At 72.6% G+C, this 20,861-nt stretch carries 22 protein-coding genes, 2 pseudogenes and 1 riboswitch; of the genes and pseudogenes, 20 read left to right on the forward strand and 4 right to left on the reverse strand.

The window, feature by feature from the left end:
• The 5 genes and pseudogenes from ACIQ1J_RS07085 to ACIQ1J_RS07105 all read left to right on the forward strand — a co-directional run.
• A partial coding sequence (locus tag ACIQ1J_RS07085; protein ID WP_403554848.1) for a flavodoxin-dependent (E)-4-hydroxy-3-methylbut-2-enyl-diphosphate synthase occupies window positions 1-435 on the forward strand: 435 nt, incomplete at its 5' end.
• 63 nt (window positions 436-498) lie between these two features.
• Window positions 499-797 (forward strand): annotated as a pseudogene (locus tag ACIQ1J_RS07090) (1-deoxy-D-xylulose-5-phosphate synthase); the annotation flags it as partial.
• Window positions 798-2,183: an aspartate aminotransferase family protein gene (locus ACIQ1J_RS07095; protein WP_403554850.1), complete on the forward strand. Its 1,386-nt coding sequence runs from the start codon at window positions 798-800 to the stop codon at window positions 2,181-2,183. It abuts the pseudogene before it with no gap.
• Window positions 2,184-2,301: 118 nt separating this feature from the next.
• Window positions 2,302-2,940 (forward strand): helix-turn-helix domain-containing protein, encoded by a 639-nt coding sequence (locus ACIQ1J_RS07100; protein WP_403554852.1) that lies wholly within the window; start codon window positions 2,302-2,304, stop codon window positions 2,938-2,940.
• A complete protein-coding gene (locus ACIQ1J_RS07105; RefSeq protein WP_403554854.1) occupies window positions 2,937-3,059 on the forward strand; it encodes a DUF6126 family protein in 123 nt (40 codons plus the stop codon). Before ACIQ1J_RS07100 ends, ACIQ1J_RS07105 begins: the two co-directional genes overlap by 4 nt.
• Before the next feature lie 9 nt (window positions 3,060-3,068).
• On the opposite strand, the gene ACIQ1J_RS07110 is transcribed toward ACIQ1J_RS07105, so the two are convergent.
• Window positions 3,069-3,866 carry a tyrosine-protein phosphatase gene (locus tag ACIQ1J_RS07110; RefSeq protein ID WP_403554856.1) on the reverse strand — a complete coding sequence of 266 codons (798 nt, stop codon included), beginning with the start codon at window positions 3,864-3,866 and terminating at the stop codon, window positions 3,069-3,071.
• Between the two features lie 423 nt (window positions 3,867-4,289).
• A riboswitch (cyclic di-AMP (ydaO/yuaA leader) is annotated at window positions 4,290-4,449 on the forward strand.
• A 2-nt stretch (window positions 4,450-4,451) separates the two neighbouring features.
• Here ACIQ1J_RS07110 and ACIQ1J_RS07115 point away from each other — a divergent pair.
• Both ACIQ1J_RS07115 and ACIQ1J_RS07120 read left to right on the forward strand, forming a co-directional pair.
• Entirely contained in the window at window positions 4,452-5,420 is a 969-nt protein-coding gene (locus ACIQ1J_RS07115) for a peptidoglycan DD-metalloendopeptidase family protein (RefSeq protein WP_403554858.1), read from the forward strand.
• Window positions 5,421-5,624: 204 nt separating this feature from the next.
• Complete coding sequence (locus ACIQ1J_RS07120; protein WP_403555786.1) at window positions 5,625-6,410, forward strand: SGNH/GDSL hydrolase family protein; 786 nt, start codon at window positions 5,625-5,627, stop codon at window positions 6,408-6,410.
• Window positions 6,411-6,848: 438 nt separating this feature from the next.
• On the opposite strand, the gene ACIQ1J_RS07125 is transcribed toward ACIQ1J_RS07120, so the two are convergent.
• Both ACIQ1J_RS07125 and ACIQ1J_RS07130 read right to left on the reverse strand, forming a co-directional pair.
• Window positions 6,849-7,469, reverse strand: a complete 621-nt coding sequence (locus ACIQ1J_RS07125; RefSeq protein ID WP_403554860.1) for a TetR/AcrR family transcriptional regulator — start codon at window positions 7,467-7,469, stop codon at window positions 6,849-6,851.
• Between the two features lie 59 nt (window positions 7,470-7,528).
• Entirely contained in the window at window positions 7,529-8,113 is a 585-nt protein-coding gene (locus ACIQ1J_RS07130) for a carboxymuconolactone decarboxylase family protein (RefSeq protein ID WP_403554862.1), read from the reverse strand.
• Window positions 8,114-8,282: 169 nt separating this feature from the next.
• On the opposite strand from ACIQ1J_RS07130, the gene ACIQ1J_RS07135 reads away from it, so the two are divergent.
• On the forward strand, window positions 8,283-9,476 hold the full coding sequence (locus ACIQ1J_RS07135; protein ID WP_403554864.1) for an MBL fold metallo-hydrolase: 1,194 nt from the start codon (window positions 8,283-8,285) through the stop codon (window positions 9,474-9,476).
• A 152-nt stretch (window positions 9,477-9,628) separates the two neighbouring features.
• Here the strand turns inward: ACIQ1J_RS07135 and ACIQ1J_RS07140 are convergent.
• A pseudogene (locus tag ACIQ1J_RS07140) lies at window positions 9,629-9,862 on the reverse strand (short chain dehydrogenase); the annotation flags it as partial.
• A 391-nt stretch (window positions 9,863-10,253) separates the two neighbouring features.
• On the opposite strand from ACIQ1J_RS07140, the gene ACIQ1J_RS07145 reads away from it, so the two are divergent.
• From ACIQ1J_RS07145 to ACIQ1J_RS07200, 12 genes are all read left to right on the forward strand, one after another.
• Window positions 10,254-12,143 carry a sensor histidine kinase gene (locus tag ACIQ1J_RS07145; protein WP_403554866.1) on the forward strand — a complete coding sequence of 630 codons (1,890 nt, stop codon included), beginning with the start codon at window positions 10,254-10,256 and terminating at the stop codon, window positions 12,141-12,143.
• A gap of 98 nt (window positions 12,144-12,241) precedes the next feature.
• Window positions 12,242-12,676 (forward strand): roadblock/LC7 domain-containing protein, encoded by a 435-nt coding sequence (locus ACIQ1J_RS07150; RefSeq protein WP_279560566.1) that lies wholly within the window; start codon window positions 12,242-12,244, stop codon window positions 12,674-12,676.
• Between the two features lie 2 nt (window positions 12,677-12,678).
• Window positions 12,679-13,053 (forward strand): DUF742 domain-containing protein, encoded by a 375-nt coding sequence (locus ACIQ1J_RS07155; protein WP_210964398.1) that lies wholly within the window; start codon window positions 12,679-12,681, stop codon window positions 13,051-13,053.
• Window positions 13,031-13,675 carry a GTP-binding protein gene (locus ACIQ1J_RS07160; protein ID WP_403554868.1) on the forward strand — a complete coding sequence of 215 codons (645 nt, stop codon included), beginning with the start codon at window positions 13,031-13,033 and terminating at the stop codon, window positions 13,673-13,675. The genes ACIQ1J_RS07155 and ACIQ1J_RS07160 overlap by 23 nt, the downstream gene beginning before the upstream one ends.
• 71 nt (window positions 13,676-13,746) lie before the next feature.
• Window positions 13,747-14,322, forward strand: a complete 576-nt coding sequence (locus tag ACIQ1J_RS07165) for a GAF domain-containing protein (RefSeq protein WP_403554870.1) — start codon at window positions 13,747-13,749, stop codon at window positions 14,320-14,322.
• A gap of 175 nt (window positions 14,323-14,497) precedes the next feature.
• A complete protein-coding gene (tdh, locus tag ACIQ1J_RS07170; RefSeq protein ID WP_403554872.1) occupies window positions 14,498-15,526 on the forward strand; it encodes an L-threonine 3-dehydrogenase in 1,029 nt (342 codons plus the stop codon).
• A gap of 53 nt (window positions 15,527-15,579) precedes the next feature.
• Complete coding sequence (locus ACIQ1J_RS07175) at window positions 15,580-16,773, forward strand: glycine C-acetyltransferase (RefSeq protein WP_210964402.1); 1,194 nt, start codon at window positions 15,580-15,582, stop codon at window positions 16,771-16,773.
• A 59-nt stretch (window positions 16,774-16,832) separates the two neighbouring features.
• Complete coding sequence (locus ACIQ1J_RS07180; protein ID WP_403554874.1) at window positions 16,833-17,735, forward strand: LysR family transcriptional regulator; 903 nt, start codon at window positions 16,833-16,835, stop codon at window positions 17,733-17,735.
• Between the two features lie 46 nt (window positions 17,736-17,781).
• A complete protein-coding gene (locus ACIQ1J_RS07185; RefSeq protein WP_403554876.1) occupies window positions 17,782-18,369 on the forward strand; it encodes a helix-turn-helix domain-containing protein in 588 nt (195 codons plus the stop codon).
• The gene (locus ACIQ1J_RS07190) at window positions 18,366-18,911 is read left to right on the forward strand and encodes a GNAT family N-acetyltransferase (RefSeq protein ID WP_403554878.1); all 546 of its coding nucleotides are present in this window, start codon (window positions 18,366-18,368) and stop codon (window positions 18,909-18,911) included. The genes ACIQ1J_RS07185 and ACIQ1J_RS07190 overlap by 4 nt, the downstream gene beginning before the upstream one ends.
• A 30-nt stretch (window positions 18,912-18,941) precedes the next feature.
• Window positions 18,942-19,301, forward strand: a complete 360-nt coding sequence (locus ACIQ1J_RS07195; RefSeq protein WP_403554880.1) for an MmcQ/YjbR family DNA-binding protein — start codon at window positions 18,942-18,944, stop codon at window positions 19,299-19,301.
• Between the two features lie 165 nt (window positions 19,302-19,466).
• Window positions 19,467-20,792 (forward strand): MFS transporter, encoded by a 1,326-nt coding sequence (locus ACIQ1J_RS07200; RefSeq protein WP_403554882.1) that lies wholly within the window; start codon window positions 19,467-19,469, stop codon window positions 20,790-20,792.
• Window positions 20,793-20,861: the final 69 nt, after the last annotated feature.

The following is a 20,861-nucleotide window of genomic DNA, read 5'->3' on the forward strand; positions in this document are numbered from 1 at the left end:
CAGGGCATCGGCGACACCATCCGGGTCTCCCTGTCCGCCCCGCCGGTCGAGGAGATCAAGGTCGGCATCCAGATCCTGGAGTCGCTCAACCTGCGCCGGCGCGGCCTGGAGATCGTCTCCTGCCCGTCCTGCGGGCGTGCCCAGGTCGACGTCTACAAGCTGGCCGAGGAAGTCACGGCCGGTCTGGAGGGCATGGACGTCCCGCTGCGCGTCGCCGTCATGGGCTGCGTCGTCAACGGCCCCGGCGAGGCCCGCGAGGCCGACCTCGGCGTCGCCTCCGGCAACGGCAAGGGCCAGATCTTCGTCAAGGGCGAGGTCGTCAGGACCGTCCCCGAGTCCAAGATCGTGGAGACGCTGATCGAGGAGGCGACGCGGATCGCCGAGCAGATGGAGAAGGACGGCGCGTCGGGGGAGCCGGCCGTCACCGTGAGCTGAACAGCACGGACCGAAGGGGGCCCGAGCGTGACGATTCTGGAGAGCATCCGGGGACCACGCGACCTGAAGGACGACAGCCGTGCCGCCGGGGCCGGTTCGGCGGTGCCGCTGGCGCTGGTGACGCCGACGTACCCGTGCGCCGGTTCGGCATCCCCGCGCGGTTCCTCGCGCACGCCAAGCGCGCCGAGGTGCTCGCCGACATCGGTCTCACGCCGGTCGGGATCGCCGGGCGGATCAGCGCGAGCCTGGCCGTTGGGGCGCAGGCCGTCGGCGCCCGAGCCGTTGGCACGCCGGCCGGGGAAGAGGCCGGAGATCAGGCCGTGGACGTACGGACCGTCACGCCAGTCCAAGGAGAGAACTGAATGACCAAGGGGTTCGATCTCGCCGCGCTCCTGGCCGAGCGCGGAGCCGAGCGGTACGAGCTGCACGCCAGGCACCTCAACCACCAGCTGCCGCGCGTGCTGCACACCATCGGCTTCGACAAGGTCTACGAGCGGGCCGAGGGCGCGCACTTCTGGGACGCGGACGGCAACGACTACCTGGACATGCTCGCCGGGTTCGCGGTGATGGGCCTGGGGCGCCACCACCCTGTCGTACGCAAGGCGCTGCACGACGTCCTCGACGCCTCGCTGGCCGACCTCACCCGCTTCGACTGTCCGCCGCTGCCCGGGCTGCTCGCCGAGAAGCTGCTCTCCTACAGCCCGCACCTGGACCGGGTCTTCTTCGGGAACAGCGGCACGGAGGCGGTCGAGACCGCGCTGAAGTTCGCCCGGTACGCGACCGGCAGGCCGAGGATCCTGTACTGCTCGCACGCCTTCCACGGGCTGACCACCGGCTCGCTGTCCGTCAACGGCGAGGACGGCTTCCGCGACGGCTTCGCCCCGCTGCTTCCCGACACCGCCGTCCCGCTCGGCGACCTGGACGCCCTGGCGCGGGAGCTTGAGCACGGCGACGTGGCCGCGCTGATCGTGGAGCCGGTCCAGGGCAAGGGCGTGCACGAGGCCCCACCCGGCTATCTGCGCGCCGCGCAGAAGCTGCTGCACCGGCACAAGGCGCTGCTGATCGCCGACGAGGTGCAGACGGGCCTCGGCCGGACGGGCAGGTTCTACGCCTTCCAGCACGAGGACGGCGTCGAGCCCGACCTGGTGTGCGTGGCCAAGGCGCTGTCCGGCGGATACGTGCCGGTGGGGGCGACGCTGGGCAAGGACTGGATCTTCCGGAAGGTGTTCTCCTCGATGGACCGGGTGCAGGTCCACTCGGCGAGCTTCGGATCCAACGCGCAGGCCATGGCGGCCGGACTCGCGGTGCTGTCGGTGATGGAGAACGAGGAGATCGTGGCGAACGCGGCCGCGGTGGGGGAGCGGCTGAAGTCCCGGCTGACGGAACTGGTGGACCGCTACGAGCTGCTCGCCGACGTCCGGGGGCGGGGGCTGATGATCGGCATCGAGTTCGGCCGGCCCAGGTCCCTGAAGCTGCGCAGCCGCTGGGCGATGCTGCAGGCCGCGCGCAAGGGTCTGTTCGCGCAGATGGTCGTGGTGCCGCTGCTGCAACGGCACCGGATCCTGACGCAGGTGTCCGGCGACCACCTGGAGGTCATCAAGTTGATCCCGCCATTGATCATCGACGTGGCGGACGCCGACCGGTTCGTCGACGCCTTCACCGAGGTGATGGACGACGCCCACAACGGCGGCGGCCTCATGTGGGACTTCGGAAGGACCTTGGTCAGGCAGGCGGTGGGCAACCGTTAGCGCGTCCCGCCCGCGACCGTCCTGGCCCTGGAGGACTGCCTCCCGTCGGCTTGTTCGCGTCGTTTGCCTCTGAGGCAAGAAAATTGCCTGACGGACAAGTCTCGGGCTGAATGGAGGCATGACCTCCCATGAGACCGGTCCGCCGTCGCCGGACGCGGTGTCCGTCGTGGCACCGCAGCTGCGCGCCCTGCGGCGCAGGGCCGACCTCACCCTGGAGGCGGCGGCCCGGGCCGCCGGGCTGTCGCCCGCCCACCTCTCCCGCCTGGAGACCGGGCGACGCCAGCCCTCGCTGCCGATGCTGCTCTCCCTCGCCCGGGTCTACGGTACGACCGTCTCGGAGCTGCTCGGCGAGACGGCCGCGGACCGGGACGCCGTCGTGCGCGCCGACGCCATGGAGCCGACGTTCGCGGGCGGCTGGACGTACTGGCAGGCCGGCGGGGCCGGGCGCGGGATGCAGGCCCTGCGGGTCCATGTGCCGCACGGCTCACAGGGAGACATCGTGCGGGTGCATCCCGGGGAGGAGTGGCTGCACGTCCTGCGCGGCCGGCTGCGTCTGCGCCTCGGGGACACCGTGCACCGGCTCGGTCCGGGTGACAGCGCGCACTTCGACTCGCTGACCCCGCACCGGATCGTCGCTCAGGACGCCGACGGGGTCGTCCTCCTCTTCGTCCACACCCTGCTGCAGAGCCCGGCGACGGCGCTGTGCCTGGGCCCGGCCACCACGCCGGCCCACCCCACACTCGGAGAGACGCCATGAACCTGCAGGAGAAGTTCCCGCGCGCCCTGTGGGTGCGGCTCTTCATCTACCTCGTCGCGGGCCACGTCTTCGCGGCCTTCATCTACCTGCTCTTCGAGGTGGGCGCCAACAGCCGGTGAGCGGGTGGCTCAGTCCAGCATCCGCTCGCGCAGCCGCTCCCGGATCTCCGGCGTGACCCGCAGGCCCTTCTCCAGGTAGGTGTCGACCCCGCCCCAGGTCTCCTCGACCGTCTCGAAGGCCGCCGCCAGATACTCGGCGCGCGCGTCGAAGAGGGGGCTGAGCAGCTCCATGACCTCGGGGGAGTAGGCGGAGGCGGCGGAGCTGCTGCGGCGCACCTTGTAGCGGCGGTGCGTGGCGTTCGACTTCAGGTAGTCGTCGACGATGGCGTCGCGCTCGACGCCCAGGGCGAGCAGGGTGATCGCGATCGACAGGCCCGCGCGGTCCTTGCCGGCCGCGCAGTGCATCAGGGCGGGGACGCTGTCCTCGGCGAGCGCGTGCAGCACCCGGGAGTGCTCCGCCGTGCGCTCCTTGATGATCATGCGGTAGGACTCGATCATCCGGTTGGCGGCCTTGTCGTCCGCCAGGATCTCGTGCAGCTGGTCGAGGTCGCCGTCGCGGACCATCTTCCAGAACTCGGCACCGTCGGCCGGATCGCTCAGCGGCAGGTTCACATTGCGCACGCCGGGCAGCTCGACGTCCGGGCCCTCGAGCTTCTGGTCGGCCGCGTTGCGGAAGTCGAAGATGGTGTGCAGGCTCAGCGAGGCCAGGAACGCGGCGTCCTCCCCGGTGGCGTGCGCCAGGTGGCCGCTGCGGAACAGCACCCCTTGTCGCACCCGCCGCCCGTCCACGGTCGGCAGCCCGCCCACGTCACGGAAGTTTCGCACACCGGCCAGCTCGGGTTCGGTCGACGGGACCTGCTGCGTCACGGGGGCTCCTCCCACTCCGCCCCGTCGGCGCTGCTCGCCGACGGGCACCACTCGAAGATACGGCACGGTCCGGGGGCCTCGGCGGCACAGCCGCCCGACTACGTCGCATATAAACCGTCTGTCCGAATTGATGCCTTCGTTCCAAGTAGCCCTGAAATGCAAGGGGCTGGAGAGACGGCGCGTGAGCAGCGTCATATCCGTGACCGTGCGTTGCCCGTCATGCTCACGTAATGCGGCCGGTTTTCAAGGCTGTTCACGCGAAAGGGCACCGCGTGAATCGACGGAGGGTGACCGGTAATTCCCGTAAAGGATCAATCGGAACACCTGTCAATGGAACCCCTCGCTTGTCCCCGCGCGTCTTGGTCCCTTACGTTCACCACCGATCCGGACGGACGCCTAATCCTGCCGCCGACCGGAGCCCGCACTCATCCACCACCCGTACACGGCAGGAGCGGGGGACCCACAGGTACAACTGCCTGTTCCGGTTCCCGGAACGGCTTGGGGTTAAGCCGCGTCTCGGCGCGGCCGGGCATCTCCAGCTCGCACCCGACAGCTCACCTCGTAGGCGCCGGAGAGGAAAACGCCATGCCCGCGAAGGGTAAGCACCGCCGTACCAGGGCCATGCGCCTGACCCGCACCATCGCCGTCGCCGGAACCGGTGGCGCCGCGCTCGCGCTGCCGCTGCTGGGTGCCGCCGGCGCCCACGCCGCTCCCGCGCAGTCCGTCTCCGAGCAGGCCGTGCAGTCCATACCGACGACCGCGAAGAAGGCCGCCGGCAGCAGCGCCGAGAAGAACTCGGACTCCCGGACGTACACCGTGAAGAGCGGTGACTACCTCTCGAAGATCGCCGACGAGCAGGACGTCGACGGCGGCTGGAAGAAGCTGTACGCGGACAACCGCGACGTCGTCGGCTCGGACCCGTCGCTGATCCACCCCGGCCTGAAGCTCTCGGTCGGCGAGCAGGCCGCCAAGTCCTCGGCCCCCTCCTCCGCCGAGTCCGAGAAGCCGGCCGAGAAGCCCGCCGCGCCGAAGAAGTCGTCCGCCGAGAAGTCCGAGCCGGCCGAGAAGTCGTCGGACGCCGCGAAGACCTCGTCCTCGGACTCCTCCGACTCGTCCAACACGAGCGCCCAGCCCGTCGGCACCACCGGCGGCTTCGTGTCGCCCGTTCCCGGCGGCACCGTCGGCACCCCGTACCACCAGACCGGCAGCATGTGGTCCAGCGGTTACCACACCGGCACGGACTTCGTCATCCCGACCGGTACCTCGCTCAAGGCCGTCGGCGCGGGCACCGTCGTCTCCGCCGGCTGGGGCGGCGCGTACGGCAACCAGGTCGTCATCCAGCTCGCCGACGGCCACTACGCCCAGTACGCCCACCTGTCCTCGCTCTCCGTCTCCGCCGGTCAGTCCGTGACGGCGGGTCAGCAGGTCGGTCTCTCGGGTGCCACCGGCAACGTGACCGGTCCGCACCTGCACTTCGAGATCCGCACCACGCCGGACTACGGCTCGGACGTGGACCCGATCGCGTACCTGCGCTCGCACGGCGTCTCTCTCTGACGACCGCTCGGGCGCGGCCTCCGCGCCGCTGAAGGCCGGACCCCGATCCCCGGGTCCGGCCTTCGGTGTATTCCGGAATTGACGAACACTTTAGGCGTGGTTTTTCTCACCGCCCGTCAACCCCTTCCTACGGTCGCGTAGGTCACATTGCAAGGTGAATCATGGGCCGACGTGGCAGACGATTCGAGAAGTGACAGCAGAGAAGTGATCGGGTCGTACGTGGCGGTGGGGGACAGCTTCACCGAGGGCGTCGGCGACCCGGGCCCCGGCGGGTCGTTCGTCGGCTGGGCGGACCGGTTGGCCGTACTGCTCGCGGACCGGCGCCCCGAGGGCGACTTCAGGTACACGAACCTCGCCGTGCGCGGCAGGCTGCTCGACCAGATCGTGGCGGAGCAGGTCCCGCGGGTCGCCGAACTCGCGCCCGACCTGGTCTCGTTCGCGGCGGGCGGCAACGACATCATCCGGCCCGGCACCGATCCGGACGAGGTGGCCGAGCGGTTCGAACGCGCGGTGGCCGCGCTGGCCGCGGCGGCCGGCACCGTCCTGGTGACGACCGGCTTCGACACCCGTGGAGTGCCCGTCCTCAAGCATCTGCGCGGCAAGATCGCGACCTACAACGGGCACGTCCGTGCCGTCGCCGACCGCTACGGCTGCCCCGTGCTCGACCTGTGGTCGCTCCGGAGCGTCCAGGACCGCAGGGCGTGGGACGCCGACCGGCTGCACCTGTCGCCGGAGGGCCACACCCGCGTGGCGCTGCGTGCGGGCCAGGCCCTCGGTCTGCGCGTCCCCGCCGATCCGGACCAGCCCTGGCCACCGCTCCCGCCCCGCGGCACCCTGCTCGTCAGGCGCGACGACGTGCAGTGGGCGCGCGAGTACCTGGTGCCGTGGATCGGACGCCGACTGCGAGGCGAGTCGTCGGGCGACCACGTGACCGCCAAGGGGACGCTGTCTCCGGACGACATCAAGGTGTGGATCGCGGCGGTGGCCTGACGGCGGTGCGGGGTGCGAGGTGTGGATCGCGGCGGTGGCCTGACGGCGGTGCGGGGCGCGTGGCGGTGGCCTGACGGCGGTGCGGGGTGTGCGGGAGCGCGGCTTGCGGCGCGGTGTGGGGCGTGCGGCGGAGGGTCGCGGGGTCGTTTGCCGGTTGCGCGGGTGGTCGTGGGCCGGGCGGGCGGACGCCGGCGGATGGTCGGTGGCTCGGGTGCGGGCGGTCGGCCGGGGTCGGGCTCGCGCCGGCCGGCGGCGCGCGGGGGCGTGCTCGGCCGCCGGTGGAACGGTGGCTGGGGGGCCGGTCGGTCGTGCTGCGGCTGTGGGGAAGGGTCCGGCCGTCGTGGAACGGTGATCGAGGGGTCGGCCCGTCGTCCCCGGGCGACGGTGCGGGGGCGCCCGTCCGCGGTGAGGTGCCGCCGGTCCCGCGCACGGCCGTCGCTAGCGGCGTGGTGTCGTCAACGCCTCGCGGCTCAGGCCGAGTTCGCGGGCGAGGGCCTCGTCCGTCCACTCCTGGGCCTTGGCCCGGGACACCGCACCCGGGTAGGACGTCAGCTGGACGGCCAGCCCGTCGAGCAGGGCGGTCAGACGCAGGGCCGCGCCGTCGGGCTCCGGGCACGTGAACTCCCCGGCGGCCACGCCCTCGGTGATGACCTCGGCGATCGCCGCCTTCCACTGACGGTCCAGTTCCCGCGCGACCTCCCGCAGCGTGGGCTCGCGCAACGCCACCGCCCAGCCCTCGATCCACAGCCGCCACCCCTTGGCCTGCCCGGTCGGGGCGTACCAGCGCACGGCCGCCCGCAGCCGGCGCAGTGCCGACGTACGGCGGCCGAGCAGCTTGCGCAGACGGGAGAGATCATCCTCGGCGGCGTACGTGAACGCGGCGGCGACGAGCTTCTCCTTGGTGGAGAAGTGGTAGAGCACCAGCGCGTTGCTGACACCGAGCGCGGCGGCCACGTCGGCGATCCGCAAGGCCGCCACACCCCGCGCCGATATCTGCTCGATCGCCGCGCGCAGCAACTCCTCGCGCCGCTCCGCGACACCCAACCGGACTCTCACCACGCCCGTCACCCTATACACGCACCCGGACATGCGGCGACGGCCGCTTCAGGCCCGCTCACTCAGTCCGTCGTCGCGGTGACCGGGCCGGTGCGCCCCGTGCCGGGCAGATCGCAGGAGTCCTTGAAGCCCTGGCTGGTGAGGTCGAGCGCCGCGTTGATGCGGGAGCGCAGGTTCTCGACGGCGACCATGGCGGTCAGCTCCACGAACGCCGGCTCGCCCAGCCGGGATCGCAGCCGCCCGGCGAGGTCGTCGCCGACGGTGGGCGGCGTCGCCGTCACCGCCTCGGCGTACTCCATGACGTCCCGCTCCAGCGGCGTGTACGCCTCGCTCTCCCGCCACACCGGAACGTCGTGGAGCTTGCGCCGGTCCATGCCGCGCCCGGCGTTCTCCCAGTACCCGAAGTCGATGCACCAGGAGCAGCCGACCGAGGCCGCCGAGGCCATCACCGCGAGCGCCTTCAGGTCGGAGTCCAGCCTGTTCCACTTGGCCACGGCCTGCTCGAAGCGCAGGTCGCCCCAGAGCACGCGCGGGTTGTGGGCGAGCGCCTTGCCGGGGTCGAGGACCTTGCCGTAGGTGCGCCGGGAGTACCACTCCATGACGCGGAGGAGGAGCGTCCGGGGCGGGGTGAGGGATACACGGGCCATGAGGGCCACCTTCCTGTCCGTGAGGCGTGCCGTTGGTTTCCGGGCGCTCCGGCGGGGGGCGCCCTCACCGGTACGACGGGTGAGGGGAACTCGGATGTGACATCGGGCGTTCGAGGTGACGTCGGACGGGGCGACAATGGGACCCTGACCTACTCCACCTGGAGGTACCGTGGCCGGTTTCCGTTCCCCGAACCCGGGGTTCCGCGTGCCGCGACCCGCGGCCTTCGGCGCGGACCCCAGCGGTGAGCGCATGGCGCGCATCCGCAGATCGCCGCACTTCCGCGACGGCGTCTTCCAGAACCCCGGAGGCGGCGCCCGGACCCGGCCCTCCGGGTCGGCCGCGGAATTCGCCAAGATCTACTTCGACCGGCAGGCCCGGCTCCGTCGCGCGCCGCTGGGCACCGTGCCCGTGCACGCCACCACGCTCGCCGACCTCGCCCGGCCGCCCGCCACCGGACTGCGGCTGACCTGGACGGGGCACTCCAGCGTGCTCGCCGAGATCGACGGACAGCGGGTGCTCTTCGACCCGGTCTGGGGCGAGCGCTGCTCCCCGTTCCCCTTCGCCGGCCCCAAGCGGCTGCACCCGGTCCCGGTGCCCTTGGCGGCCCTCGGCCCGGTCGACGTCGTCGTCGTCTCCCACGACCACTACGACCACCTGGACATGCCCACGATCAAGGCGCTGGCCGGCACGGACACCCTGTTCGCGGTGCCGCTCGGCGTCGGCGCCCACCTCGAACACTGGGGCGTCCCCGCCGGCCGGCTGCGCGAGCTGGACTGGCACGCGTCGACGCGCGTCGGCGGCCTCACCCTGACCGCCACCCCGGCCCGGCACTTCTGCGGACGGGGCCTGCGCAACACCCAGCACACCCTCTGGGCGTCCTGGGTCGTCGCCGGGGAGGAGCACCGCGTCTACCACAGCGGCGACACCGGCTACTTCGACGGCTTCCGGGACATCGGCGCCGCACACGGCCCGTTCGACGCCACGATGATCCAGCTCGGGGCGTACGCCGAGTTCTGGCCGGACATCCACATGACCCCCGAGGAGGGTGTACGCGCCCACCTCGACCTCCAGGGAGGCCGGCCGGGGGGCGCCCTGCTGCCGATCCACTGGGGCACATTCAATCTCGCACCGCACGCGTGGGCGGAGCCGGCGGAGTGGACGAGGGATGCCGCCGGGGAGGCGGGACAGGCGGTGGCTCTCCCTCGCCCCGGCGAGCCGTTCGAGCCGGCGGGGCAGTTGCCCGGGGAACCGTGGTGGCGGGCGGTGTCCGGTCCGCTCGGGCATGCGTGGCGGCGCCCCGGTGACGCCGAGAAGAAGGCCGATACGGGCAGCAGCGGTTTCGACCTCGCGGGCGAGCGGTGAGGGCGGGCCGCGGAAGATCCTGGTGGTAGTGCCGCAGCTGTCCTGATCAGCGCCCGGGCCGCCGGTCGGCGCTGGACTGAGCACGAGGCCCCGTCCGGCCCCGGGGGCCTCGGGCGAGGCCGGGCCTCCCGGAGTAGCGGCATCGGGCGGGATCGAACGCCCGTGAGTTCCTCGGAGGTCTGCCACACGCGCCGCACTTCCTCGGTGCCGCGCAGGCGGCTGTACAGCCTCTGCTCGGCCGGAGGGCCACCCAGGTGTCCGGGCCCGCTCGGCCCGTAGATCCCGCCGCCCGCGGCCCGGGGGGAAGTGGCGGCGTAGAGGGTGGGCAACTGTGCCGTGCGGACCGTGCCGACGACGATCCCGCGCGCGGACAGGGCGCGGATCAGGTGACCGGCCCGGGCCCCCGACGGCGCCCGGGCGTGCGACCGCGAATCCCCCGTCGTCACGCATGGTGACCGAATTTGATCGAGTCGGACCGGTTGCCAGTGTTTCGCGAGTGAAAGCTTCACCGGCTTATCGGGCTGTCGTACGAAGCCTCATACCAGAGCGGGACGTTGTCCGAGGGAGTTCGGCAACTGCCCACCGCACATGATGTGCGGGCGACTACTGTCAGTGTCCGTCGGGCGACGTAGACCGGATCCCCCGGTCCGCTCGGTCGACACCGCGACGACGCGTGCCCGCGTGGCGTCGCGTGTCCGCGTGGCCATTCGCCACCACGCGCGAGCATCAGGGCCCGATCCGGGCCCGACGGACCAACGGACCAGTACGAGGACCCCGATGTCTCACCTCCGCGCCCCGGCCGCGCGAGCAGACCGCCGCGAGGGCGGGCGGCACGGCCGGCCGGCCTCCCGTACCGCACCCGCGCTGCCTGAGACCCACATACGCCCCCAACTCCTGCGTCTCGCCGTGCTGCCGCCCGTCGCGGTGGCCCTCGGCGCCTGCGCGGTCGTCCTGTTCACCATCCGGTCCACCGGCGCCCGGCCCGGCCTCGTCCTGTGGGGCGTACTCGCGGGTGCGGTCTCGGTGACCCTCGCGGCCGTCGTCATCGCCGCCGTCGCCGCCGACCGTGCCGCGCGGTCCGTGCACGACCGCGTCGGCGCCCTGCGCCGCAGCACCGCGCGCTCGGAGGGCGATCTGCGTGCCGTGGTCGAGGCGTTGCGCCGCGGCGAGACCCCGCCCCAGCGCAAACCCTGCGGCGGACCGCCGGAGGACGCCGACGACTTCGAACTGCTCGCCGCCGATCTGTCCCGCGCCCACGACGGCGCCGTCACCGCCGTCGTCCGGGCCGCCCAGCTCTCCAGCCAGGCGGGCAGCGAACAGAAGCTGGAGGTCTTCGTCAACCTCGCCCGGCGCCTGCAATCGCTGGTGCACCGGGAGATCTCCATCCTGGACGAGCTGGAGAACGAGATCGAGGACCCCGACCTCCTCAAGGGCCTCTTCCACGTCGACCACCTCGCCACCCGCATCCGCCGCCATGCCGAGAACCTCGCCGTGATGGGCGGCGCCGTCTCGCGCCGGCAGTGGAGCAACCCCGTCGACATGACCGAGGTGCTCCGCTCGGCCATCGCCGAGGTGGAGCAGTACTCGCGCGTCCGGCTGGTCCCGCCGATCGACGGCACCCTGCGCGGCCACGCCGTCGCCGACGTCATCCACCTGCTGGCCGAACTCGTCGAGAACGCCACCCTGTTCTCCGCACCGCAGACCCAGGTGCTGATGCGCGCCAACCTCGTCACCTCGGGCCTCGCCGTCGAGGTCGAGGACCGCGGACTCGGCATGCCCGTCGGCGAGCAGAGCCGGATGAACGCCCTGCTCGCCGACCCCGACCAGGTCAACGTCGCCCGCCTGCTCGCGGACGGCCGCATCGGGCTGTACGTCGTCTCCCAGCTCGCCAAGAGGCACGGCATCACCGTCCGCCTGCAGACCAACATCTACGGCGGTGTCCAGGCCGTACTGGTCGTGCCGCAGGCCCTGTTGGGCACGGTGCCGGGAGCGCTCCCCGGAGGCGGGGCCCGGCAGGCGGAGGTCGGCGGGGCCGAACCCGTGCCGCTGCCGCCGCCCCGGCAGCAGCCGCGGCCCGGCGCCCCCGCGACACCGCCGGCTCCCGCCGCACCCGCAGCCGCGCCCGCTCCCGTCCCCTTCGAGCCCGGCCCCACGGTGTCCACGCCGGCCCCGGCCCGCAGGGCGGATGCGGGCGAACCCGTGCCGTTGCCCGTGCGCGGCGCCCACCGGGACCGGCCCACTCCGGCAGCCGCCGTGCCCGGTGTCCGGCCCGAGGGCCGGGGCGTCCTCGCCGAGCACGCGGCCACCCCGCCCGTCCCGCGCCACAGTGCGGTGCGCGGCACCATGGGCAAGCCCCAACTGCCCCGCCGCCGCGCCCAGGAGCACCTCGTCCCCCAACTGCGTGGCGGACCCGCACCACGCCAGGAACCCGAGCAGCACACCGGCCACGACCCCGGGCTCATGGCGGCCTTCCAACGCGGCATCGGCCTGGCGGAGGCCCAGCAGCACAGGGACTCGGCCCCCGTGGAACCGACCCGCGTCGATCCGCCGCCGGCCTCCATGGAACCCGCCCCCGCGGAGCCCATCCACATGGAGCCCATCCACATGGAGGACAGCTCCATGGAGCACAGCCCCATGGAGCCGACGCACAGGGACCCGGCCGGATGAGCAACCCCGTGACCACCCCCCGCTTCCTCCTCACCCCCACCCCCACCACCACGACCAGCGCTCCCGCAGACCTTCGTACCCCAAGGAGTCGATCCACCATGGCGAGCGACGCGCCGACCGGCCATGTATCCGACCTCGACTGGCTGATGAGCGGCCTCGTGCAGCGCGTGCCGCACACGTCCAGCGCGGTGCTCCTGTCCTGCGACGGACTGGTGAAGTCCGTCCACGGCCTCGACGCGGACAGCGCCGACCACATGGCGGCCCTGGCCTCCGGCCTGTACTCCCTCGGCCGCAGCGCCGGTGTCCGCTTCGGCGACGGCGGGGACGTACGGCAGGTCGTCGTCGAACTCGACTCGACCCTGCTCTTCGTCACCACCGCCGGCTCCGGCACCTGCCTCGCCGTGCTGGCCGGCCGCGAGGCCGACGCGGCCGTGCTCGGGTACGAGATGGCGATGCTGGTCAAGAGCGTCCGCCCCTACCTGGTCACCGCGCCCCGGCAGCACGCCGTCGAACCGCCGGCGATGAGGCCTTGAGGGTGGCCGCGGCCGGCGACGGGCCCTGGCTCGACGACGCGGCCGGACGGCTGGTGCGCCCCTTCACCGTGAGCAACGGCCGTACCCGGCCCACCGTCGAGCTCGACCTGATGTCCCAGGTGATGGCCACGGGGGCGACCCCCCTCGGTTACCTCGGTCCCGAACACACGCAGGCACTCGACCTGTGCCGGGCGCCCCTCCCGGTCGCCGAGCTCGCCGCCCATCTGAGGCTTCCGGTGGCAGTCACCAAGGTGCTGCTGTCGGACCTCGTCGACTGCGGCGCGCTGACCACCAAACCCCCCGCCTCGTTCCACCACAACCCCACGGACCGGGCCCTTCTGGAGGCAGTGCTCGATGGACTACGACGACAGCTCTGACTACGGCCACGGACCCGTCCCGGGACCCGGCCACGACACCACCGACCCCTTCCCCACCGCGCTGAAGATCCTGGTGGCGGGCGGGTTCGGGGTGGGCAAGACGACCTTCGTCGGCGCGGTCAGCGAAATCGCACCGCTGAGCACGGAGGAACTGCTCACCACGGTCAGCGCCGCGACCGACAACCTCGACGGAATCGAGAGCAAACTCGAAACGACCGTGGCCATGGACTTCGGCCGCCTCACCCTCGACCCGGAACACGTGCTGTACCTGTTCGGGACGCCCGGCCAGGAACGGTTCTGGTTCATGTGGGACGAGTTGTGCGAGGGCGCGCTCGGTGCCGTGATCATCGCCGACACCCGCCGCCTCGAGGAGTCGTTCGCCGCCGTCGACTTCTTCGAGGAGCGCGGACTCGGCTTCATCGTGGCGATCAACGACTTCGACGGTGCGTACCGCTACGACCCCGAGGAGGTGCGCGCCGCCATGGACCTCAATCCCGAGATCCCCATCGTGCGCTGCGACGCCCGGATCTCCAGTTCCGGCGTACAGACCCTGCTCACCCTCGTACGCCACCTCATCGCCCACACACCGGCCCCCACGACGGGGCACGGCGCCCACAGGTGACCCCAGGTGATTCCCGTACCCACCGCCACGGAGCCGCACATGACGCACGCCCACAGCGACGGAGCCCGCCCATGAGCTATGACCCGCCGCGCCCGGTCGGACGGCTGCTGCTCACTCCCGAGGACCGGGAGGCCCCGGCACGGGTGCGACGGCTGCGCCGGCTCGGGCTGGCGGAACGACCGGATCCCGCCCTCGACGCCTACGCGGCCCATCTCGCCCATCTCGCCGAGGCGCCGTACGCGATGGTCAACTTCCTGGTCGAGGGCGGGCAGTTCTTCGCGGGCCTGCGGGTGCCCGAGATCGCGCCGGTGACGCGGGGGGACGGCACCAGTCCCGAGTTCGCCCGGGTCCAGCCGCGCGACCACGGCTTCTGCCCCCATGTGGTGGTCCGGCGCAAGGCCCTGGTCCTGGAGGACGTGCGCGACTATCCGCGCTTCGCGGGCAACCCGGTCGTCGACGAGTTCGGCATCCGCTCCTACCTGGGGGCCCCGCTCATCGACAGCACGGGGACGGTGCTGGGCGCGGTGTCCGCCGCCGACGTGAGGCCTCGGCCCTGGGGCAGGGCGGGACTGGCGACGATCAAGTCGACTGCGGCCGATCTCGTGCGGCGCATCGAACGCAGCGCGGAGGACGGGCTCCCCCTGTGAGGCGGGCGCGACCGGTGTGAGGGCGTGAAGCAGAGCTGCGACCGGGCTTAAGAAACGCTCGATGGACCCGGGACGGTGTCGTACGGCAGATTGCTGTGCGATTCCCCTCCCCTTCCCGGACGCGGGCTGCCTCTGCATGCCCGGCGCCGGGACCTCACCGTCAGGAGCCGTAGCGTTGAAGGCGCTGGTCAAGGAGAAGGCGGAGCCCGGCCTCCGGCTCACGGACGTACCCGAGCCCGTCATCGGACCCGGTGACGTGCTCATCAAGGTGCTGCGCACCGGCATCTGCGGCACCGACCTGCACATCCGGGCCTGGGACGGCTGGGCCCAGCAGGCCATCCGTACTCCGCTCGTCGTGGGTCACGAGTTCGTCGGCGAGGTCGTCGACACCGGGCGGGACGTCACCGACATCAAGGCCGGTGACCGGGTCAGCGGCGAAGGACACCTGGTCTGCGGCAAGTGCCGCAACTGCCTGGCCGGCCGGCGCCACCTGTGCCGCGCCACCGTCGGGCTCGGGGTCGGCCGGGACGGGGCGTTCGCCGAGTACGTCGCCCTGCCCGCCGCCAACGTCTGGGTGCACCGCGTCCCCGTCGACCTCGACGTCGCCGCGATCTTCGACCCGTTCGGCAACGCCGTGCACACCGCCCTGTCCTTCCCGCTGGTCGGCGAGGACGTCCTCATCACCGGCGCCGGGCCGATCGGCCTGATGGCGGCCGCCGTCGCCCGGCACGCGGGGGCCCGCAACGTCGTGATCACCGACGTGAGCGAGGAACGCCTGGACCTGGCGCTCAAGGTCGGCGTGAGCCTCGCCCTCGACGTGTCGAAGTCGACCATCGCCGACGGACAGCGCGAACTGGGCCTGCGCGAGGGCTTCGACATCGGCCTGGAGATGTCCGGCCGCCCCGAGGCCATGCGCGACATGATCGCGAACATGACGCACGGCGGCCGGATCGCGATGCTCGGCCTGCCGTCCGAGGAGTTCCCGGTCGACTGGGCCCGGATCGTCACCTCGATGATCACCGTCAAGGGCATCTACGGCCGCGAGATGTTCGAGACCTGGTACGCCATGTCGGTGCTGCTCGAAGGCGGCCTCGACCTCGCCCCCGTCATCACCGGCCGCTACAGCCACCGCGACCACGAGGCGGCGTTCGAGGACGCGGCCGGCGGCAAGGGCGGCAAGGTCATCCTCGACTGGACCGCGTAAGTCACCTGCCTCTTCCAGCGCCCTCTCCAACGCCTCTTCCAGGAGCTTTCGACATGTTCGACTCCGTGCGCGACGACCTGCGCGCCACCCTCGACGAGATCCGCGCCGCCGGCCTGCACAAGCCCGAGCGCGTGATCGGCACCCCGCAGTCCGCGACCGTGAACGTCACCGCGGGCGGCCGCCCCGGCGAGGTCCTCAACTTCTGCGCCAACAACTACCTCGGCCTCGCCGACCACCCCGAGGTCGTCGCCGCCGCCCACGAGGCGCTGGACCGCTGGGGCTACGGCATGGCGTCCGTGCGCTTCATCTGCGGCACCCAGGAGGTGCACAAGGAACTGGAGGCCCGGCTCTCCGCGTTCCTCGGCCAGGAGGACACGATCCTCTACTCCTCCTGCTTCGACGCCAACGGCGGCGTCTTCGAGACCCTCCTCGGCCCCGAGGACGCGGTGATCTCGGACGCCCTGAACCACGCGTCGATCATCGACGGCATCCGCCTCAGCAAGGCCAGGCGCCTGCGCTACGCCAACCGCGACATGGCCGACCTGGAGGCGCAGCTCAAGGCCGCGGGCGACGCCCGCCGCAAGCTGATCGTCACCGACGGCGTCTTCTCCATGGACGGCTACGTCGCCCCGCTCGGCGACATCTGCGACCTGGCCGACCGCTACGACGCCATGGTCATGGTCGACGACTCGCACGCCGTCGGTTTCGTCGGACCCGGCGGGCGCGGCACCCCCGAGCTGCACGGCGTCATGGACCGCGTCGACATCATCACCGGCACCCTCGGCAAGGCCCTCGGCGGCGCCTCCGGCGGCTACGTCGCCGCGCGCGCCGAGATCGTCGCCCTGCTGCGCCAGCGCTCCCGGCCGTACCTCTTCTCCAACACGCTGGCCCCGGTGATCACGGCCGCCTCCCTCAAGGTGCTCGACCTGCTGGAGTCGGCCGACGACCTGCGCGTGCGGCTGGCCGAGAACACCGCCCTGTTCCGCCGCCGGATGACCGAGGAGGGCTTCGACATCCTCCCCGGCGACCACGCCATCGCGCCGGTGATGATCGGCGACGCGTCGAAGGCGGGCCGCATGGCCGAGCTGCTGCTGGAGCGCGGGGTGTACGTGATCGGCTTCTCCTACCCGGTCGTGCCGCAGGGCCAGGCCCGCATCCGGGTGCAGCTGTCCGCCGCCCACTCGACGGAGGACGTGAACCGCGCGGTGGACGCCTTCGTGGCGGCACGCGAGGAGCTGACCGCCTGACGCGGACGTGACCTGCGGTCACGGGCGCAGCGGGTGCGGCGAGTGAGAGAATCGATCCCGTGATCGAAGCGCGGCGGCTGCACATCCTCCGAGCGGTGGCGGACCACCGCACCGTGACGGCGGCTGCCGCCGCGCTGTACCTCACCCCGTCGGCGGTCTCCCAGCAGCTGGCCGCCCTGGAGCACGAGACCGGCCACCGCCTGGTCGAGCGCGGCGCCAAGGGCGTACGGCTGACCCCGGCCGGCGAGATCCTGCTCAGCCACACCAACGCCGTCCTCGCCCAGCTCGAGCGGGCCGAGGCAGAACTCGCCGCGTACAGCTCGGGCGACGCGGGCACGGTCACGGTCGCCTCCTTCGCGACCGGTATCGCACTGGTCGTCGCGCCCGCGCTGGCCCGCCTCGCCGAGTCGGCGCCCGGCATCCGCATCCGCGTCCAGGACGCCGAGGGCGACGCCAGCCTGCCGATGGTCCTCGACCGGCAGGTCGACGTGGCCGTCGCCGTCGAGTACCGGGGGGCGCCGCCCGCCGACGATCCGCGGCTGACCCACGTCCCCCTGTACGCCGAGCCCTTCGACGCGGTCGTCCCTCTCGCCCACCGCCTCGCCGATGCCGACGAAGTGCCGCTCGGAGAGCTGGCCAAGGACTCGTGGATCGGCCCCTACCCGGGCAACCCCTGCCATGACGTGGTGGTGCTGGCCTGCGAGAACGCCGGCTTCCAGCCCCGTATGGAGCACTCCTCGGACGACTTCCGCGCGGTCGTGTCGCTCGCCGCGGCCGATGTCGGGGTGGCACTCGTCCCGCGCTCGGCCCTGCACGGCACGGACCTCACGGGCGTGGTCGTCCGCCCGGTCGACGGGATCGCGCCCACCCGCCGCGTCTTCGCGGCCGTGCGCCGGGGGGCCGAGGAGCACCCGCTGATCCGCCCGGTCCTGGACGCGCTCGACGAGGCGGCCCGGGCGTGAGGTCTCCGTAACACGGCCGTCTCATATCCGGGATAGCGTCCCGAATATGAGAGACACGGATGAGGACCCGAAGGCTCCCGACCTCGTGGACGCCCGGCTCGCCGTCCGGCTGGCCGAGCTGCGCGCCGAACGCGGCTGGTCACTCGGGGAGTTGGCGGAGCGCAGCGGAGTGAGCCGGTCCACCCTGTCCCGCGCCGAACGGGCGGAGACCAGCCCCACCGCCTCCCTGCTGAACCGCCTGTGCGCCGTCTACGGACGGACCATGTCCCGGCTGCTCAGTGAGGTCGAGGCGGAACCCGCGCTGCTGGTGCGGGCCGGCGAGCAGCCGTTGTGGGAGGACCGGTCCGCCGGATTCGTACGCCGCTCCGTGTCCCCGCCGCATGCCGGGCTGCGCGGCGAACTGGTCGAGGGACGGCTCGCCGCCGGCGCCGACCTCGCCTACGACCGGCCGCCCGTGCCCGGCCTGGAACAGCACATCTGGGTCCTGGAGGGAGCCCTCAAGGTGACGGCCCAGGACGTCGAGCACCACCTCGGCACCGGGGACTGCCTGCGGATGCGGGTGTGGGGGCCGACGAGGTTCCGGTGCGCCGGTCCCGAGGACGCGCGCTATGTGCTGGCGGTGGTGCTGCCGTGATCGTGACCCGAGTGGACGAGGGGCGGCTCACGGCACTGCTGGAAGAGTTGGCCGACCTGCTGACCGACACCGTCGAGGGCGGCGCGTCCGTCGGCTTCCTCGCGCCGCTCGACCGGGCGGACTCCGTCGCCTGGTGGCGGGCGCGGGCCGCGGCCGTCGCCGCCGGGCGACTCGCCGTCTGGGTCGCGCACGAGGGGGACCGGGCGCTCGGAACGGTGAGTCTCGCCCTGCCCGACAAGCCCAACAGCCGCCACCGCGCCGAGCTGGTCAAGCTGATGGTCTCGCGCACGGCGCGCGGCCGGGGGCTGGGCCGCCGGCTCCTGACCGCAGCAGAGGAGGCGGCCGCCGCGGCCGGCATCACCCTGCTCCACCTGGACACCGAGACCGGCAGCCCCGCCGAGCACCTCTACCGCTCCGCCGGGTGGACCCGCGCCGGCACGATTCCCGACTACGCGGCGGACCCGGGCGGGCAACTGCGGCCGACGACGCTCTACTTCAAGCAGGTCGGCAGGGAGTCGGGCGCCCCGTCCGGCGCCGGGTGAATGTCAGTGGCGGCGGCTACCGTGCCTGACATGCCGGACGCAGAAGACGTACGCCGTATCGCCCTGTCCCTGCCGGAAACGACGGAGAAGGCCGCCTGGAGCATGCCCACTTACCGGGTCGCGGGGAAGATGTTCGCCACGCTGCCCGAGGACGAGACCTCCATCGCCGTGCGCTGCCCCAAGGAGGAGCGCGACGAACTCGTGCTGGCTGAGCCGGGAAAGTTCTGGATCGCGGGCCACGAGGCGCAGTTCGCCTGGGTGCGGGCCCGCCTCGCCGTCCTGGAGGGCGAGGACGAGCTGCGCGACATCCTCGCCGACTCCTGGCGCCAGGCGGCACCGACCCGGCTGCTGGAGGCCCACCCCCGGCTGGGGCTGCCGGCCGGGGGCTGAAATCCCCTCGGGCGTTGTCAGTGCCCCGTGGCATGATCCGGGGCGTGCGTGGAGCCGGGGCCAAAGGGGGCTCCGGCTGTCGGACGTACGACGCGCGCGGGGATCAGCAGGGGCCGCACGGGGCGGGTGGCCGGCGGGGGCCGGCCGTGGAGGGGAGAGCGCTGGATGGCCGGGACGTCGTCGCAGCCCAGGCACGAGCGGGCGGCCGGGGTGGGCACGACGCGAGCCGTCTGGTCGCGGGACTTCGGGCTGTTCTTCGTGGCCCGGGCCATCGCCCGGCTGGGCGACGCCATGCTGCCCGTCGCGCTCGCCGCCGGTCTGCTCCAGCACGGGTACGGGGCGGGGGCGGTCGGTCTCGCCATGGCCGCGACGGCCGCCGCGTTCGCCGGCCTGGTCGTCTTCGGCGGGGTCCTCGCCGACCGCTTCAGCACCCGCAGACTGATGATCGGCGCCGACCTGGTGCGGCTCGGCACCCAGGCGCTGGCCGCCGCCCTGTTCTTCTCCGGCCACGTCGTGCTGTGGCAGATCTGCGCCATCGGTTTCGTCAACGGCGTCGCGGGCGCCGTCTTCCAGCCCGGCGTCGCCAGCACCGTGCCCCGGCTCGCCTCCGACATCCAGGGCGCGAACGGCGCGATACGCGTCGCCGAGTCCGCCGCCCAGCTCGCGGGACCCGCCGCGGCCGGTCTCCTGGTCGGCTTCGCCTCACCGGGCGGGGTCTTCGCCGCCCACGCGACCACCTACGGAATCAGCGCCCTGTGCCTGCTGCTGCTCCGGCTGCCACCGCTCGCGCCGGGCCGCCGAGTGGTGGTCGGCGGCGGGACGAAGGCGTTCCGCGCCGACCTGGTCGAGGGGTGGCGGGAGTTCCGCTCCCGGCGGTGGCTGTGGAGCGTCATCGCCGTCTGGGGCGTCTACATGATCGCCGTGTGGGGCCCGACCGTCCCGCTGGTGGCGACCGAGGTGGTACAGGAGCACGGCCCACGCGCGTACGGCCTGGTCAACTCCGCCCTGGGCGCGGGAACCGTCGCCGGCGGGCTCCTCGCGCTGCGGCTGCGCCCCCTCCGGATGCTCCGCGCCGGCGCGATCGCCCTCGTCGGCTTCGCCGCCTTCCCCGCGAGCGTCGGAGCCGGGCTCGGCGTACCCGCCATGGCGACCGGAGCCGCCGTCGCCGGGGCCGGGATGTCCTTCTGGGGCGTCATGTGGGCGACCAGTGTGCAGACCCAGGTCCCGCCGGACGTGCTCAACCGCATCCACGCCTACGACGTGGCGGGCTCGCTGGCCATGATGCCCGTCGGCCAGGCCCTCGCGGGACCGGCGGCCTCGGCCATCGGCGCCGACCAGGTGCTGCTCGTCGCCGGCGCGACGAGCTTCGCCGTCTGCGCCGCGCTGCTGCTGATACCGGCGGTACGCGGACTGGTGCGGGTCGACCCGGCCGCGGCCGGCTCCGAGCGTACGGCGGCCACACCCGAGCCGTCCCGTGCGGAGAAGTGCTGACGGCGGACCGCGACCCGGAAAAGCGATGCGCGACCACCGGCCCGAGTGCGGTATGGTTTTCCTGCGCGT

It is taken from the genome of Streptomyces sp. NPDC097107, assembly GCF_044762405.1.
Lineage (GTDB): Bacteria > Actinomycetota > Actinomycetes > Streptomycetales > Streptomycetaceae > Streptomyces > Streptomyces thinghirensis.